The organism is Mesorhizobium sp. M0410, from assembly GCF_040321435.1.
Classification (GTDB): domain Bacteria; phylum Pseudomonadota; class Alphaproteobacteria; order Rhizobiales; family Rhizobiaceae; genus Mesorhizobium.
In genome coordinates this window covers 17,592-32,623 of the sequence record NZ_JAMYRN010000009.1, presented here as the reverse complement: position 1 = coordinate 32,623, position 15,032 = coordinate 17,592, and the positions used below count along the sequence as shown (strand labels likewise).

The following is a 15,032-nucleotide window of genomic DNA, read 5'->3' as shown; positions in this document are numbered from 1 at the left end:
GTGTGAGGGGCGTTCATCGCCAAGGAGTTTTCAGGCTAATGAGACGATCGCATGTGACGACCGTGTCATTGCTCGTGGCGCTGGCGCTGGCGGCCTGCACCAATGCGAAGGACGTTCTCGAACCGTCGGCCATTGCCCCGCAATCGACGCAATCGCTCTCCGGAGCCGGAAGTGCCGCAACGCCCCCCGCAACTCCGGCTCGGCCTGCCGGCACCGCGCAAACTGCAGATACAGCGCAGCCTTCGGCTGCAGTAGCCGTGCCGCCCGCCAAAAGCGCGGCTGCCATTGCGCGGACCCGGCTGCAGGTGGCGCCGATCGTCGGCGCCTCGGTAGAAGCCGCGACACCGCTGACCGCCGAGCTTCAGACACGCGCCAGGCAGCGCGGCATCACCTTGGCCGGCAGCACCGACCAGACCCCAACGCATGTGCTCAAGGGCTATTTCTCGACCATGACGGAAGGCAAGGACACCACCGTCATCTACGTCTGGGACATCTATGACCCGGCCGGCAACCGGCTGCATCGCATCAATGGCCAGCAGAAGGCACCCTCCGTCGGCGGCGGTGAAGGCTGGGCGGCGGTGGCGCCGGCGACCATGCAGGCAATTGCCGACCAGACAATCGACCAGTTCGCCACCTGGCTTGGCGGCGGCGCCGGCTGACCTGGAGCATGATTTCCGAAAAGTGGAATCCGGTTTTCGGAAAAGACCATGCTCAGACTGAAAGATAGAGCTATCCCCGATTCCGTCGGCATCGCAGTGGACCTATCGCCGCATCGTCAAGCCGTAAGCGTTTATTGAGATTAGCCGGCGGATTCCCATTCACGACGCTTGCAATACCGGCGCGGGCCGCTAAAAGCCCGACTAAGAGGCTGGAGTGCTATCGGAGTCTCTCAATCCTTCGCCAGGAACGGTGCATGAAGCTCTTCGCGGGCAATTCCAACAGGGTGCTGGCCGAATCAGTCGCCCGCTACCTCAACATTCCGCTGGGCAAGGCCAGCGTCAGGCGCTTCGCCGACCAGGAAATCTTCGTCGAGATCCAGGAGAATGTGCGCGGCGAGGACGTCTTCATCCTGCAGTCCACCTCGTTCCCGACCAACGATCATCTGATGGAACTGCTCATCATGATCGACGCCTTCATGCGCTCTTCGGCCAAGCGCATCACTGCGGTTATTCCTTATTTCGGCTATGCCAGGCAGGATCGCCGCGCCTCGGGCCGCACACCCATCTCGGCCAAACTGGTCGCCAACATGATCACGAGGGCGGGCGTCGACAGGGTGCTGACCCTGGATCTCCATGCCGGCCAGATTCAAGGCTTCTTCGACATCCCGACCGACAATCTGTTTTCCGTGCCGGTCATGGCCCGCGATGTAAAGGCGAAATACAAGCAGCTTGCCAATGTCATGGTGGTTTCGCCGGATGTCGGCGGCGTGGTCCGCGCCCGCGCCCTCGCCAAGCGCATCGATGCCCAGCTCGCCATCGTCGACAAGCGCCGCGAGCGCCCCGGCGAATCGGAAGTCATGAACGTCATCGGTGACGTGCGCGGCAAGGATTGCCTGTTGATCGACGACATCATCGATTCGGGCGGAACACTGTGCAATGCAGCCGATGCGCTGCTTGCCGACGGCGCCACCAGCGTCACCGCTTATACTACTCATGGCGTTTTGTCCGGCGGCGCCATCGCCCGCATCGGCGCCTCGAAACTGCAGGAACTGGTCATCACCGATTCCATCCAGCCGACCCAGGCAGTGCTCGACGCCGCCAATATCCGCGTCATCTCCATCGCCGAACTGATGGGCGAGGCGATCTCACGCACGGCGACCGAGGAATCGGTGTCGAGCCTGTTCGATTAATGCGTGTCGCGCAAAACTGTGCAGCGGTTTTCCGATAACGACATGCATAAAAACAAGAACCTAAAGCGCATCGCATGAGGCGGGTCGAACGCGACGCCTTCAGGGCTGCGACTCAGGCCGAGCCGGACCGCTTGTTCGCCGCACCTTCGCCAGGATCACGGGCGCCGCGCATGTAACCGCGTGGCGAGGCTCCCAGCATGCGCTTGAACATGGTGATGAACGCCGGCACGCTGTCATAGCCGAGATCGAGCGCCACCCTTGTGATCGGCTCGCCGTCGGCCAGCCGTGGCAGCGCCGCGAACAGGCAGGCCTGCTGACGCCAGGTCGACAGCGACAATCCCGTCTGGCGGTGGAACGCGCGGGTGAAAGAGCGGCGACTCATGCCAACGATAGCGGCCCATTGGTCGATCGTCGCATGCGGTGACGGTGCCGAGACGAAGCGCCGGCACAGCGTCGCCAGCCTTGCATCGGACGGGAACGGCAGGCCGAGCGGCCGTTCCGGCAGGTTCGGGATTTCGTGCAGCAGGAGCTTCATGATCAGTCCGCCCCGGCCCTCCAGCTCGGCGCCCTGCGGCAGCTTTTCCGATTCCACGATCAGGCTGTGCATCAGGTCGGTGATGCCCACGACACGCAACCCGTCCGGTAGGCCGGGAATGGCCTCCGGCATCACATAGACGGACCGCATGCTGACGTCGCCCAGCATCTCGACGGAATGTTCGGTGCCGGCGGGGATCCACATCGCGTGGTCCGGAGGCACCATCCAGCGCCCATGCCGCGTCGTTACCAGCACGACCCCGACCAGCGCGTGCAGCAACTGGCTGCGGCTGTGATGGTGCCGTGGCACATGGTAGCCGTCCGGATATTCGGTCGGCAGCGCCACTGCCGGCCCTACGGCCTGCTCCAGCCATTGCCAGCGACGCTCATGCAGCAGCCCGAGATCAGCGTCGCCCGCCTTGAACATTTCCTTGCCATGCGGCATCAGCTATGGCCCACTTGCGAAACTATTGGACCAAACCACGAAAGAAGTCGCGTGACAAGCGACGTATAAGGCAGGCGGCCCCATAAGACCGCGTGCGGAAGTGCCCGCCAAAAAGACCACGGAGCATGCCTTGACAGATACCACAGCAATCGCCGAGGGCGAGCCGGCAGCGGCCGGCCACATCTCAGCTCAGGCGACGGCCTTCACCGTCATCCTGGCGGTGAGCTTCTGTCATTGCATCAACGACATCATGCAGTCGCTGCTGTCGGCGATCTATCCGCTGCTGAAGGCCAATTACGGTCTCGATTTCTGGCAGATCGGCCTCTTGACTTTCACTTTCCAGGTGACGGCATCCTTGCTGCAGCCGGTGATCGGCACGATCACCGACAAGCGGCCGATGCCTTATTCGCTGCCCTACGGCATGGCCTCCTCGTTGATCGGACTGGTCGTGCTGGCCTACGCCGGACACTATTTCCTGCTCCTCATCGGCGCCTCGCTGATCGGTATCGGCTCGGCGATCTTCCATCCGGAATCCTCGCGCATCGCCCGCTTCGCCTCCGGCGGCCGGTTCGGTCTTGCGCAGTCGCTGTTCCAGGTCGGCGGCAATTTCGGCCAGGCTATGGGGCCGCTGCTGGCAGCCTTCATCGTCGTGCCCTTCGGCCAGACCAGCATCGCCTGGTTCGCCGGCGGCTCGCTGATCGGCATCATCGTGCTGTGGCAGGTCGGCGGCTGGTACAGCCGGCTGCGTGCCGCGCAGGGCGCCCGCAAGGCGGCAAGCTTCGTCTCGCCCTTCCCGCGCCGCAAGGTGATGGGAGCGCTGCTGGTGCTGACGCTGCTGGTACTGACCAAGAACGCCTATATTTCCAGCCTTGCCAGCTACTACACCTTCTATTCCATTCATAAGTTCGGTGTTTCGGTGCAGATGTCGCAAGTCATGCTGTTCCTGTTCCTCGGCGCCTCTGCCCTGGGCATCCTGCTCGGCGGCCCGTTCGGCGACCGCTACGGGCAGAAGGCGATGATCTGGTTCTCGATCGTCGGCGTGCTGCCCTTCACGCTGGCCCTGCCCTACGCCAATTTCGAGTGGACGATGGTTCTCACCGTGCTGATCGGCCTGATCCTGTCCTCGGCCTTCTCGAACATCGTCGTCTTCGCCCAGGAACTGGTGCCCGGCCGCGTCGGCATGATCGCCGGCATCTTCTTCGGCTTCGCCTTCGGCATGGGCGGCATCGCCGCCGCCGTGCTTGGCGTCGTCGCCGACCTGAAAGGCATCGATTTCGTCTTCCAGGTCTGCTCGTATTTGCCGCTGCTCGGGCTACTGACGGTCCTCCTGCCTAACATGAAGGCAGCGACGAAGCTGGAGGCGGCGGCCAGCTAAACGTCAGTTCATCTTTCGGAATTGATAGGAGGGCGTGGCAGTTGCCGCGCCCTTGATGATTCTTTCACCATACGCCGGGTGAAAAGCCTATTAGAGAGGGTCACCCCTGAAGGCAAAATTGTGGTCAGCAACGCTTCCAAGTTGAACATATCGGGCTTACCCCTGATGCTGCGCAGCGCTCCGCGCCAGGAAAGGCAATTCGCTTATGTCCAGACTAAAAGGCAAGGCCGCATTGATTACCGGCGGCACCAGCGGCATCGGCCTAGTGACGGCACAACGTTTCATCGAGGAAGGTGCGCGCGTCGCTATCACCGGAACCAATGCGAGCCGTCTCGAGGAGGCGCGCACCACCCTCGGCAGTGACGTACTTGTCATTGCCGCTGACGCCGGAGATGCCGCTGCCCAGAACGACATAGCGCGGCGGATCGAGGAAACCTTCGGCAAGCTCGACATTCTCTTCCTCAATGCCGGTATCGCCGACCTGCGCCCGCTTGGCGACTGGACCGAGGCCGCGTTTAACAGGAGCATCGATGTCGACCTCAAGGGGCCCTACTTCCTGGTCAAGGCGCTCGTTCCGCTGTTTTCGAACCCGTCGTCGATCATCCTCAGCGGCTCGGTCAACGCACATATGGGAATGGCTGGAACGCACGTCTATGCGCTGGCCAAGGCCGGCATGATTTCGCTCGCCCGGACGCTCTCGGGCGAACTGATAGAACGGGGTATTCGCGCCAATGTGATCAGCCCGGGTCCGATCGACACGCCGCTAAACGACAAACTTGGGCTGGCCCCCGAAGCGGCGAAGGCGCGCGCGAAAGCTGTGGTCGGCCTGGTGCCTGCCCGTCGTTTCGGAACCGCCGAGGAAATTGCCAATGCAGTGGTTTTTCTTGCTTCGGACGAATGCCCGTTCATGGTCGGAGCGGAAATGCTGATCGATGGCGGCTTGAGCATCGCCTGACATCGGCACGACGTGACAAAAAAAGACACTCGCCAGAAGGCAGTTTTTTGTCACGTTCTTAAAGGCCTGAAGAAGGCCAGCAGGTCGGCGCTGATGACACCGGCATGGGTGATCGCCATGCCATGGGAAACCCTTGTAGACCTGCCTGCCATGACCTTGCCTGCCATGACTTGCACCCTTTCCCGCCTTCGGCTATAGAGCCGCCACCCGCGTAGACACCCTTGGAGGCAACGCGGCGGAAGGCTGCCTTCCCTTGTGATCCCGAACAAAGGTCCGCTTGCTTATGCGGCTGCCGCTTTCGGATATGCAGGCCCGGCGGCTTTCGACGTTTACGGCCCAGCCACGCTGGCCGCGAACGCTCCAGAACAACGCGAAAGGAAATGCCATGAGCCACGATACTTACGAGCTCAAGGCCGAAGCGCGCGAACAGGTCGGTAAGGGGTCCGCCCGTGCAGTTCGCCGCAACGGTAAAGTGCCTGCAGTGATTTACGGCGACAAGCAGCCTCCCCTGGCGATTGCGCTGACCTATAAGGACATCTATTACAAGATCCATGGCGGCGGGTTTCTGACCACGGTCGCCACGATCGATGTCGACGGCAACAAGATCCAGGTTTTGCCCAAGGATTTTCAGCTCGACCCGGTCAAGGATTTTCCGGTCCACGTCGATTTCCTGCGCATCGGCAAGGACACCGAAGTCAATGTCGACGTGCCCGTGCACTTCATCAATGAAGACAAGTCGCCCGGCATCAAGCGCGGCGGCGTGCTCAACATCGTGCGCCACGAGGTCGAGTTCCATTGCCCGGCCAATGCGATCCCGGATTTCATCACCATCGATCTCACCGGCACCGATATCGGCGATTCCATCCACATTTCGGCCGTCACCTTGCCGGCCGGCGTCAAGCCGGTGATCTCCGACCGCGACTTCACCATCGCGACCATTGCCGGCTCCTCGGCGATGAAGCCGGAGGCAGCGGAAGAGACGACTGAAGCGGCTGCGCCCGAAGCGGCTCCTGCCGCCGAAGAGAAGTAACCCCTTCCCGCCCGGAGGCGACGATGCTTGTCTTTACAGGCCTCGGCAATCCGGGCGCGAAATACGCCAACAACCGGCACAATGTCGGCTTCATGGCGGCGGACGCGATTGCCCGCCGCCATTCTTTTTCGCCCTGGTCGAAGAAATTCCAGGGTCTGATCGCCGAAGGCATGCTTGCCGGCGAAAAGGTGATCCTGATCAAGCCGCAGACCTTCATGAACCTGTCCGGCCAGTCGGTCGGCGAAGCCTTGCGCTTCTATAAGCTCGGCCCTTCGGCGCTGACTGTCTTTTATGACGAGATCGACCTTGCTGCCGGCAAGGTGCGTGTCAAGGTCGGTGGCGGTTCCGGCGGCCACAACGGTATCCGCTCGCTCGACCAGCACGTCGGCAAGGATTTTCGCCGTGTGCGCATCGGCGTCGGCCACCCCGGCGTCAAGGAAATGGTGCATGGCCATGTGCTCGGCGATTTCGCCAAGGCCGACCGCGAATGGCTGGACGTGCTGCTCGACGCAATCGCCGACGGTGCCGGATTGCTTGCCGAGGGCGACGACAATTCCTTCATGAACCGCGTGACGCTGGCCTTGCGCGACAAGCTCACGCCGACGGGCGACGACGACCGCCCGCCGCCCAAGGCGCCAAAGGCACAAAGCCACGTCCGCCAGGCGCGGCCGCAGCAGCCGGCGGCCAAGCTGCCCGAAACCGGCCCGATGGCGGCCATGCTGAAGAAGCTTTTTGGCGGCAAGGACTGAGCCATGGCGCCGTCAGCGCCGCGGGCATGAGTGCTCAGGGCTTGACGATCATCGGCGCTTTCGCCCATAGCCCTGATCAAATTCGATTTCCCGATAGGACCAGACAAAAATGGGTTTCAAATGCGGCATCGTTGGCTTGCCCAATGTCGGCAAGTCGACGCTCTTCAATGCGTTGACCAGAACGGCGGCGGCACAGGCCGCCAATTATCCGTTCTGCACCATCGAACCGAACACCGGCGAGGTGGCGGTGCCCGACCCGCGCCTGCAGAAGATCGCCGCGATCGGCAAGTCGAAGGAGATCATCCCGACCCGCATCTCGTTCGTCGACATTGCCGGCCTGGTGCGTGGCGCCTCGAAAGGCGAAGGGCTTGGCAACCAATTCCTCGCCAACATCCGTGAGGTCGACGCCATCGTCCATGTGTTGCGCTGCTTCGAGGATGACGACATTACCCATGTCGAGGGCCGCATCGATCCTGTCGCCGATGCCGAGACCGTCGAGACCGAATTGATGCTTGCCGATCTCGACAGCCTCGAGCGCCGCATCGTGCAGATCCGCAAGCGTGCCGCCGGCAAGGACAAGGAAGCAGCGACCGTACTTCCGATGATGGAAGCGGCGCTCGAACTGCTGCAGGCCGGCAAGCCCGCCCGCATCCTGCTCAACGGCATCTCGGGTGAGGATCTGCGCATCCTGCAGGGGCTGAATCTCTTGACCTCACACCCGGTGCTTTACGTCTGCAACGTCGCGGAAGCCGACGCCGCCACCGGCAACGCGCATACCAGGGCGGTCGAGAAGATGGCCGCCGCGCAAGGTGCCCGCACTGTCGTGATCTCAGCGGCGATCGAGGCCGAAGTCGCCCAGCTCTCGGACGAAGAGGAAATGGAATTCCTGGCAACGCTCGGCCTGGACGAACCCGGCCTGAACAAGGTGATCCGCGCCGGCTACGAGCTTTTGCAGCTCATCACCTATTTCACCGTCGGCCCCAAGGAGACGCGCGCCTGGACCGTGCACAAGGGTGCCAAGGCGCCGCAAGCGGCAGGCGTCATCCACACCGATTTCGAGCGCGGCTTCATCCGCGCCCAGACCATCGCCTATGACGACTTCGTCAGGCTGGGCGGCGAAGTAGCGGCCAAGGAGGCCGGCAAGGCGCGCGACGAAGGCAAGGAGTATGTCGTCCAGGACGGCGACATCATGCTGTTCAAATTCAACACCTGACCCGGCGAGACCCGCCCGGCCTCCACAATGGCTGTTGCTCGGTCACAACGTCATAACAGGCATCGCGGCGGCGTCTTGCCGCTGCTTGACGGCACGTCACGCCCGGTCTAAGGGGCCTCTGCGCTGGTCTCGAGCCTCACATGGCCATGTCAGTGCGATCTGAGTGACGCGCCCCTTCCGAACGAAACCCTCTTTAGCAACAGCAAGGGAGACCGGCGATGATCAAGGCCTTCGTCGTCGACAATGATCGCCTGCGCCTTGTCGACGATCTCCTGCAAAACAGCGATGCTGTCGTCTGGGTCGACCTTCTCAGCCCGACAAAGGAAGAAGAGACCACGATCGAGACCTGGCTCGGCATTGCCGTTCCGACCCGGGAAGAGATGGAGGAGATCGAGATCTCGAGCCGTCTCTACGTCGAGGACGGCGCCTACTTCATGACCGCCATTCTGCCGGCTCAGACCGAACTGGATGATCCCTTGATGTCGCCGGTCACCTTCGTGCTCGCCGGCAGTAGGCTGATCACCGTGCGTTACCACGAGCCGAAGGCGTTCAAGACCTTTCCGCTGCGGGCCGAGAAGGTGGCGACCGGCTGCACCAGCGGCGACACCATCCTGATTGGCCTGCTGGAGGCGATCGTCGACCGCCTCGCCGACATTCTGGAGCGCGCCGGCCGCGACGTCGAGGCGATCTCGCGCGACATCTTCGAGGCACGCTCGACCAAGGTTTCCAAGCGCAACCGTGACTTCCAGGAACTGTTGAAAGGCATTGGCCGCAAGGAGGACCTCGCCTCCTCAGTCCGCGACAGCCTGATCTCGCTGCAGCGCCTTGCCGGCTTCCTCGCCCATGCCTCCACTCAGACCAAGATGAGCAAGGATACCCGCGCCCGCATCAAAACGTTGTCGCGCGACGTGCTGTCGCTTGCCGACCACGCCACCTTCCTGTCGCAGAAGATCAGCTTCCTGCTCGACGCGACGCTGGGCATGATCTCGATCGAGCAGAACGCCATCATCAAGATCTTCTCCGTCGCCGCTGTCATCTTCCTGCCGCCGACGCTTGTCGCTTCAATCTACGGCATGAATTTCGACATCATCCCTGAGCTCAAATGGCACTTTGGCTATCCCTTCGCCATCGGCATGATGGTGCTTTCGGCAATCCTGCCCTTCTGGTATTTCCGCCGTCGCGGCTGGCTATAGGGTCGTCAATGCGCGCTACGGCTTGGGCACAGCAGGCTGGCGCACCAGAAATTGCTTGACCAAATGCCGCCCTGCCTGCATCCGGGAGCCGACGCGTAGCGATTGTACAATCCTGAACAGGATTTCCAGACCATGACCACAAAGACCTGGGCTTATGAGGATTTTGTCGAGGGCGCTTCGCTCGACCTCGGCACCAAGCTGGTAAGCGCCGCCGAAATCATAGAATTCGCCGACGAGTTCGATGCCCAGCTGATGCATCTCGACGAGGCCGCGGGCAAGGCCAGCATCCTCGGCGGGCTGGCGGCTTCGGGCTGGCACACCTGCGCCATGTTCATGCGCATGCTGTGCGATGCCTTCCTGCTCGACTCGACCTCCCAGGGCGCGCCAGGCGTCGACCAGGTCAAATGGAAACGGCCGGTCCTGGCCGGTGACCTGTTGAGCGGCAGCACCACCGTCCTTGCCAAGCGACTGTCCAGATCGAAGCCCCGCCTTGGCCTGGTGACCATGCGCAGCGAGTTGTTCAACCAGCGCGGCGAAGGTGTTTTCGAGCTCGAAAACACCGTCATGTTCCTCACCCGCGAGGGCAGTGCGTGAGCCTCGACGAATTCTTCTGCATCGGTATCACCGTCACGCTCGGTTCACATCGATTCGAACCGGAGGCGATCAAGGCGTTCGCCCGCAAATACGACCCGCAGATATTCCATGTCGACGAAGAGGCGGCGAGGAACAGCATATTCGGCGGGCTCTGCGCCTCGGGCTGGCACACCGCCGCCACCTGGATGAAATTGAACCTCCAGGCTGGCATGGAGGCAGAGGTCGCCCGCTGGCCCGGCCCCGGGCCGGTGCCGGAATTCGGTCCCTCGCCCGGCTTCAAGAATCTCAAATGGCCCAAACCTGTCTATGCCGGGGAAACCGTGACTTTCACCCGCACCGCGCTGGCCCATCGCCCCATCGCCTCGCGACCGGGCTGGCGGCTGCTGACGCTCCGCTCGGAGGCCTTCGATTCGACCGGCGACAAGGTCATCGAATTCGAAAGTGCCGTGCTGGTGAAGGTGGAGTGAGCGGAGTTCTTCCCCTCTCCCACAGGAAAGAAGGAAGAAACGCTCAATGCCCCTCAAACCCGATCAGCGTCCTCACCGGTACGCCGAGCGCCTCTAACCTCTCTCGGCCGCCAAGGTCCGGCAGGTCGATGACGAAGCAGGCGGCGAGGATATCGGCGCCGATCTGCCGCAATAGCTTGACGGCCGCCTCGGCCGTGCCGCCGGTGGCGATCAAATCGTCGACGAGGATTACCTTCTCGCCTGGAGAAACACCGTCCTTGTGCATCTCCATCTCGTCCAGCCCGTATTCCAGGCTGTAGGCGACCCGCACTGTCTCGTAAGGCAGCTTGCCTTTTTTACGGATCGGCACGAAGCCGGCCGAGAGCTGGTGGGCGATGGCGCCGCCGAGGATGAAGCCGCGCGCCTCGATGCCGGCGATCTTGTCGATCTTCAGGCCGGCATAGGGATGCACCAGTTCGTCGATGGCGCGGCGGAAGGCCCGCGCATTGCCGAGCAGCGTGGTGATGTCGCGAAACAGGATGCCCGGCTTGGGATAATCCGGAATGGTGCGGATCGCGGCAAGCAGCGTCTCTTCGAGCGAGGATTTCATCGAGCGGCTCTCCGGGCTATTCAGATTCGGCTGAAAGGCGTGAAAGGAATGGGCCAATCGTAACCCGGCGCCGCCAAGTCCGGCTACCGCCATGTGATGCCTGACGGAAAATTGTCCGGCAAAGAGCCTTGCTCAGCGTCGGCTACGATCAATCGACATGCCTGCAATGAAAAGGGCGCCTTTCGACGCCCTCGCATTCTCGTATATCGCAGGGCTCAGTGCGCCACGCCGGCCCACACCTTGCGCTTGGTCAGGTAGACCAGCGCACCGAACAGCAGCAGGAAGACCAGCACGCGAAAGCCGGTCTTCTTGCGGTCCTCGAGGTGCGGCTCGGCCGCCCACATCAGAAAGGCCGACACGTCGCGCGAATACTGGTCGACCGTCTGCGGCGCGCCGTCATCATAGGTAACCTGGCCGTCGGAGAGCGGCTTCGGCATCTTCAGCGACACGCCGGACAGGAAGTACGGATTGTAGTGCGTGCCTTCCGGTATGACCATGCCAGCCGGCGGCTGCTGGTCGTAGCCGGTCAGCAGCGAGTGGATGTAGTCGGGGCCGCCCTGCGCATATTGCGTAAAGATGTCGAACACGAAGCGCGGGAAGCCGCGCTCGACGCCGCGCGCCTTGGCCAGCAGCGACATGTCGGGCGGTGCTGCGCCGCCATTTGCCGCCGCCGCCGCTTCGACATTGGCGAATGGCGCCGGGAAATGGTCGGACGGCTTGCCGGGACGGTCGAACATGTCGCCGGCATCGTTCGGGCCGTCATGGATCGTATATTCGGCCGCCAGCGTCTTGATCTGCGCATCCGAATAGCCAAGGCCTTCCAGCGTACGGAACGCCACCAAATTCATCGAATGGCAGGCCGAGCAGACTTCCTTGTAGACCTTCAGTCCGCGCTGCAGCTGGGCCTTGTCGTAGGTGCCGAATGGCCCGGCGAAGCTCCAGTCCATTTCCTTCGGTTCGTGTATCGGGAAATGCGTCGGCGCCGCCTCATTGTGCGCCTCTTCCTGGGCGCTGGCTCCAGTGCTTGCGGCACCCATGCCCGCGGCCACAAGGCCAAGCAGCGCCAGCGAGGAGAGAATCTTTTTCATGCCAATTCCCCTTGAGATTCTCTGACGCGCTGTCATCGTCTCGAGCATGACCTTGTCCGAGTACCGGTTTCCACTTTTCGGGATCATGCTCAGCCCTTGGTTTCCGGCGCGGTCGTGGCACCGGCCGGATGTCCGCCGCCGCCCTTGTTCTTCTCGAGCACCGCCTCGGTAATCGAATTCGGCAGCCGCCGCGGCTTTTCGATCAGCCCGAGCACCGGCAGCGCTACCAGGAAGAAGGCGAAATAGAACAGCGTCGCCATCTGCGCCATGAATACATAGCTGCCCTCGGCCGGCTGCGAGCCCAGCCAGCCGAGCAGGATGGCGTCGGCCACGAACAGCCAGAAGAACAGCTTGTACCAGGGCCGGTAGACTGCCGAGCGCACCTTCGAGGTGTCGAGCCACGGCACCAGGAACAGCATGACAATCGCGCCGAACATGCAGAGCACGCCCCCGAGCTTGGAGTTGATGGGCCCGATATTGAAGGTGATGGCGCGCAGGATCGCGTAGAACGGCAGGAAGTACCATTCCGGCACGATGTGGGCCGGCGTCTTCAGCGGGTTGGCCACGGTGTAATTGTCGGGATGGCCGAGATAATTCGGCAGGTAGAACACGAAATAGGCGAAGGCGAACAGGAACACGATCATGCCGAACCCGTCCTTTATGGTCGCGTAAGGCGTGAAGGCGAGCGTGTCGGTCTTCGATTTGACCTCGATGCCGGTCGGATTGTTCTGGCCGACGACGTGAAGCGCCCAGATGTGCAGCACGACGACGCCGGCAATCATGAACGGCAAAAGGTAGTGCAGCGCAAAGAAGCGGTTCAGCGTCGGATTGTCGACCGCGAAGCCACCGAGGAGAAGCTGCTGGATCCAGTCGCCGACCAGCGGAATGGCGGTGAAGAAGCCGGTGATGACGGTGGCGCCCCAGAAGCTCATCTGGCCCCAGGGCAGCACATAGCCCATGAACCCGGTCGCCATCATCAGCAGGTAGATGATGCAGCCGAGGATCCACAGCAGCTCACGCGGCGCCTTGTAGGAGCCGTAGTAGAGGCCACGGAAAATATGGATGTAGACGGCGACGAAGAAGAACGACGCGCCGTTGGAATGGAGATAGCGCAGCAGCCAGCCCGAATTCACGTCGCGCATGATCTTCTCGACTGAATCGAAGGCGAGAGTGCTGTCGGCTGCATAGTGCATGGCCAGCACGATACCGGTCAGGATCTGCGCCGCCAGCATAAGCGCAAGGATGCCGCCGAAGGTCCAGGCATAGTTCAGGTTGCGCGGCACCGGATAGGCGATGAAGCTGTCATAGACCAGCCGCGGCAGCGGCATGCGCGAATCGAACCAGCGTCCGATGCCGGACTTGGGCGTATAGGTCGAGTGTCCCTCGCTCATGGAAATATCCCCTGCCTCAGCCGATACGGATCTTGGTGTCAGAAACGAATTGGAACACCGGTACCGCCATGTTCTCCGGCGCCGGCCCCTTCCGGATGCGGCCGGCGGTATCGTATACGGAACCGTGGCATGGGCAGAACCAGCCGCCGAAATCGCCTTCCTGGCCGAGCGGGATGCAGCCGAGATGGGTGCAGACCTGGACCATCACCATCCAGGCTTCCTTGCCCGGCGTGGTTCGATTGGCGTCGGTTGCCGGCGCATCGGCCGGCAGGTTGGCATTGCGGGCGATTGGGTCCTTGAGTTCGGCGAGATTGACCGCCTCGGCGTCCTTCATCTCTTTTTCGGTGCGGTTGCGTACGACCACCGGCTTGCCGCGCCACTTCACGACGAGCGACATTCCTGGCGTCAGCGACGAGACGTCGACCTCGACCGAGGCAAGCGCCAGCGTCGAGGCATCCGGACGCATCTGGTCGATGAACGGCCAAGCAACGGCGCCCGCGCCGACCACCGCGGCCATGCCGGTGGCGACGTAGAGAAAATCACGACGGTTGGGATCCTGGGTGTCGGTTGCGCTCACGGGTGCCTGATCCTTTCGCCTCTTCCGTGCCGGCGGCCGAGCTTGTTCCCCGCTCAATCGCGCCGGCCCGACAGCGCATGGCGAACAGGCTAGCGAATTCCTCCGGCATTTGGGACTTGGGTTTATGCGTGAAGCCTGTTTTTGTCCAGACGGGCGAAGGCACAAGGGCAGATTGTCGCGGGGACATAGTTTGCCCAGCTGAACGATTGGAAAACAGCAGCAAAACCAAACGGCTGCGTTCACCTCGACAGCGGACGCTCGCCCGGTTTATCCTCGCCCCATGGCGCATGTCATCGACCGCGACAAATGGGCCAAAGCGCCCGACCAGTTGCCCGACCACTGGCAAGGCGAGTTGCAATGCGGGCCTTACGGCTCCAACAGTTGCCTGATCTTTAACTACCTGCCGGAGACCGGCGGCGGCCCGAGGCTGCACAGCCATCCCTATTGCGAGATTTTCATCATCCGAACCGGGACCGGTCTGTTCACCGTCGGCGACCGGCAGATCGAGGCCACAGCCGGCCAGATCCTGGTCGTACCGCCGAACACGCCGCACAAATTCACCAATCTCGGGCCAGGCCCGCTGGAAACCACCGACATACACGAGAACGGCAGCTTCATCACCGAGTGGCTGGAATAACACTTTCCAAACCAGTTCCGGTTCGGATCATGCGCTGGCGCCGAGCCTGGCCAGCACGGCCTTGGGAATATTGTATTCCCGGATCACCGCGTCGTGCTTGCGCAGGCCGCAGAGTTCACGCTGGATGAAATACCCGTGCACTGCTTCGGCTGCATCCCTGAGCAGCCGGGCACGGTCGACACTGTCGCAATTCTCGCGCAGCCTCGTCAATGTTTCCTCGACGCGCCGGCCGGCGCGGCCGAGCGCGGCCGCCTTCTCGCCGAGGATTTCATGGCCAAGCAGGTCCAACGCGCTCTCCTGCGCGCCGGACCGTCCGAAATTCGATGGCATTCTCACCGCCATGGTC

The 15,032-nt window shown here is 62.4% G+C and carries 17 protein-coding genes; 11 read left to right on the top strand and 6 right to left on the bottom strand.

Annotation, left to right across the window (positions count from 1 at the left end; genetic code table 11):
- Nucleotides 1-38 precede the first annotated feature (38 nt).
- Together NKI63_RS14970 and NKI63_RS14965 are read left to right on the top strand one after the other, a co-directional pair.
- The gene (locus NKI63_RS14970; protein ID WP_352508129.1) at nucleotides 39-659 is read left to right on the top strand and encodes a hypothetical protein; all 621 of its coding nucleotides are present in this window, start codon (nucleotides 39-41) and stop codon (nucleotides 657-659) included.
- A 254-nt stretch (nucleotides 660-913) separates the two neighbouring features.
- Nucleotides 914-1,849 carry a ribose-phosphate pyrophosphokinase gene (locus NKI63_RS14965; RefSeq protein WP_254819191.1) on the top strand — a complete coding sequence of 312 codons (936 nt, stop codon included), beginning with the start codon at nucleotides 914-916 and terminating at the stop codon, nucleotides 1,847-1,849.
- Between the two features lie 112 nt (nucleotides 1,850-1,961).
- Here the strand turns inward: NKI63_RS14965 and NKI63_RS14960 are convergent, their stop codons facing one another.
- Complete coding sequence (locus NKI63_RS14960) at nucleotides 1,962-2,828, bottom strand: AraC family transcriptional regulator (protein WP_352822079.1); 867 nt, start codon at nucleotides 2,826-2,828, stop codon at nucleotides 1,962-1,964.
- Between the two features lie 130 nt (nucleotides 2,829-2,958).
- Between NKI63_RS14960 and NKI63_RS14955 the strand changes: the two genes are divergently transcribed.
- The 8 genes from NKI63_RS14955 to NKI63_RS14920 all read left to right on the top strand — a co-directional run bounded on the left by NKI63_RS14955 (nucleotide 2,959) and on the right by NKI63_RS14920 (nucleotide 10,404).
- Nucleotides 2,959-4,203 carry an MFS transporter gene (locus NKI63_RS14955; protein ID WP_352822077.1) on the top strand — a complete coding sequence of 415 codons (1,245 nt, stop codon included), beginning with the start codon at nucleotides 2,959-2,961 and terminating at the stop codon, nucleotides 4,201-4,203.
- A 205-nt stretch (nucleotides 4,204-4,408) separates the two neighbouring features.
- The gene (locus NKI63_RS14950; RefSeq protein ID WP_352822074.1) at nucleotides 4,409-5,158 is read left to right on the top strand and encodes an SDR family oxidoreductase; all 750 of its coding nucleotides are present in this window, start codon (nucleotides 4,409-4,411) and stop codon (nucleotides 5,156-5,158) included.
- 385 nt (nucleotides 5,159-5,543) lie between these two features.
- A complete protein-coding gene (locus tag NKI63_RS14945) occupies nucleotides 5,544-6,188 on the top strand; it encodes a 50S ribosomal protein L25/general stress protein Ctc (protein ID WP_352489001.1) in 645 nt (214 codons plus the stop codon).
- 23 nt (nucleotides 6,189-6,211) lie between these two features.
- Nucleotides 6,212-6,937 carry an aminoacyl-tRNA hydrolase gene (gene pth / locus NKI63_RS14940; protein WP_352822071.1) on the top strand — a complete coding sequence of 242 codons (726 nt, stop codon included), beginning with the start codon at nucleotides 6,212-6,214 and terminating at the stop codon, nucleotides 6,935-6,937.
- A 109-nt stretch (nucleotides 6,938-7,046) separates the two neighbouring features.
- On the top strand, nucleotides 7,047-8,150 hold the full coding sequence (gene ychF / locus NKI63_RS14935) for a redox-regulated ATPase YchF (protein ID WP_352822068.1): 1,104 nt from the start codon (nucleotides 7,047-7,049) through the stop codon (nucleotides 8,148-8,150).
- 218 nt (nucleotides 8,151-8,368) lie between these two features.
- On the top strand, nucleotides 8,369-9,343 hold the full coding sequence (gene corA, locus NKI63_RS14930) for a magnesium/cobalt transporter CorA (protein WP_352477971.1): 975 nt from the start codon (nucleotides 8,369-8,371) through the stop codon (nucleotides 9,341-9,343).
- Between the two features lie 132 nt (nucleotides 9,344-9,475).
- Nucleotides 9,476-9,937 carry a MaoC family dehydratase gene (locus tag NKI63_RS14925; RefSeq protein ID WP_352822065.1) on the top strand — a complete coding sequence of 154 codons (462 nt, stop codon included), beginning with the start codon at nucleotides 9,476-9,478 and terminating at the stop codon, nucleotides 9,935-9,937.
- Complete coding sequence (locus tag NKI63_RS14920; RefSeq protein WP_352687887.1) at nucleotides 9,934-10,404, top strand: MaoC family dehydratase; 471 nt, start codon at nucleotides 9,934-9,936, stop codon at nucleotides 10,402-10,404. The genes NKI63_RS14925 and NKI63_RS14920 overlap by 4 nt, the downstream gene beginning before the upstream one ends.
- A gap of 43 nt (nucleotides 10,405-10,447) precedes the next feature.
- Here the strand turns inward: NKI63_RS14920 and NKI63_RS14915 are convergent, their stop codons facing one another.
- The 4 genes from NKI63_RS14915 to petA all read right to left on the bottom strand — a co-directional run bounded on the left by NKI63_RS14915 (nucleotide 10,448) and on the right by petA (nucleotide 14,049).
- Nucleotides 10,448-10,993, bottom strand: a complete 546-nt coding sequence (locus NKI63_RS14915) for an adenine phosphoribosyltransferase (protein ID WP_254819181.1) — start codon at nucleotides 10,991-10,993, stop codon at nucleotides 10,448-10,450.
- Between the two features lie 215 nt (nucleotides 10,994-11,208).
- Nucleotides 11,209-12,081 (bottom strand): cytochrome c1, encoded by an 873-nt coding sequence (locus NKI63_RS14910; RefSeq protein WP_352822062.1) that lies wholly within the window; start codon nucleotides 12,079-12,081, stop codon nucleotides 11,209-11,211.
- An 89-nt stretch (nucleotides 12,082-12,170) separates the two neighbouring features.
- Nucleotides 12,171-13,472 carry a cytochrome b gene (locus NKI63_RS14905; RefSeq protein WP_352822059.1) on the bottom strand — a complete coding sequence of 434 codons (1,302 nt, stop codon included), beginning with the start codon at nucleotides 13,470-13,472 and terminating at the stop codon, nucleotides 12,171-12,173.
- Nucleotides 13,473-13,488: 16 nt separating this feature from the next.
- Nucleotides 13,489-14,049: a ubiquinol-cytochrome c reductase iron-sulfur subunit gene (gene petA, locus NKI63_RS14900; RefSeq protein ID WP_352477980.1), complete on the bottom strand. Its 561-nt coding sequence runs from the start codon at nucleotides 14,047-14,049 to the stop codon at nucleotides 13,489-13,491.
- Between the two features lie 280 nt (nucleotides 14,050-14,329).
- Between petA and NKI63_RS14895 the strand changes: the two genes are divergently transcribed.
- Complete coding sequence (locus tag NKI63_RS14895) at nucleotides 14,330-14,686, top strand: cupin domain-containing protein (RefSeq protein WP_352822056.1); 357 nt, start codon at nucleotides 14,330-14,332, stop codon at nucleotides 14,684-14,686.
- 27 nt (nucleotides 14,687-14,713) lie between these two features.
- Here the strand turns inward: NKI63_RS14895 and NKI63_RS14890 are convergent, their stop codons facing one another.
- A complete protein-coding gene (locus NKI63_RS14890; protein WP_023679480.1) occupies nucleotides 14,714-15,028 on the bottom strand; it encodes a DUF6665 family protein in 315 nt (104 codons plus the stop codon).
- Nucleotides 15,029-15,032 lie beyond the last annotated feature (4 nt).

Excerpts from the sequence above, each read along its gene's own strand:
- NKI63_RS14970 (WP_352508129.1), top strand. The coding sequence starts at position 39 with ATGAGACGATCGCATGTGACGACCGTGTCATTGCTCGTGGCGCTGGCG.
- NKI63_RS14965 (WP_254819191.1), top strand. The coding sequence starts at position 914 with ATGAAGCTCTTCGCGGGCAATTCCAACAGGGTGCTGGCCGAATCAGTC.
- NKI63_RS14960 (WP_352822079.1), bottom strand. The coding sequence starts at position 2,828 with ATGCCGCATGGCAAGGAAATGTTCAAGGCGGGCGACGCTGATCTCGGG.
- NKI63_RS14950 (WP_352822074.1), top strand. The coding sequence starts at position 4,409 with ATGTCCAGACTAAAAGGCAAGGCCGCATTGATTACCGGCGGCACCAGC.
- NKI63_RS14945 (WP_352489001.1), top strand. The coding sequence starts at position 5,544 with ATGAGCCACGATACTTACGAGCTCAAGGCCGAAGCGCGCGAACAGGTC.
- pth (WP_352822071.1), top strand. The coding sequence starts at position 6,212 with ATGCTTGTCTTTACAGGCCTCGGCAATCCGGGCGCGAAATACGCCAAC.
- ychF (WP_352822068.1), top strand. The coding sequence starts at position 7,047 with ATGGGTTTCAAATGCGGCATCGTTGGCTTGCCCAATGTCGGCAAGTCG.
- corA (WP_352477971.1), top strand. The coding sequence starts at position 8,369 with ATGATCAAGGCCTTCGTCGTCGACAATGATCGCCTGCGCCTTGTCGAC.
- NKI63_RS14925 (WP_352822065.1), top strand. The coding sequence starts at position 9,476 with ATGACCACAAAGACCTGGGCTTATGAGGATTTTGTCGAGGGCGCTTCG.
- NKI63_RS14915 (WP_254819181.1), bottom strand. The coding sequence starts at position 10,993 with ATGAAATCCTCGCTCGAAGAGACGCTGCTTGCCGCGATCCGCACCATT.
- NKI63_RS14910 (WP_352822062.1), bottom strand. The coding sequence starts at position 12,081 with ATGAAAAAGATTCTCTCCTCGCTGGCGCTGCTTGGCCTTGTGGCCGCG.
- NKI63_RS14905 (WP_352822059.1), bottom strand. The coding sequence starts at position 13,472 with ATGAGCGAGGGACACTCGACCTATACGCCCAAGTCCGGCATCGGACGC.
- NKI63_RS14895 (WP_352822056.1), top strand. The coding sequence starts at position 14,330 with ATGGCGCATGTCATCGACCGCGACAAATGGGCCAAAGCGCCCGACCAG.
- NKI63_RS14890 (WP_023679480.1), bottom strand. The coding sequence starts at position 15,028 with ATGGCGGTGAGAATGCCATCGAATTTCGGACGGTCCGGCGCGCAGGAG.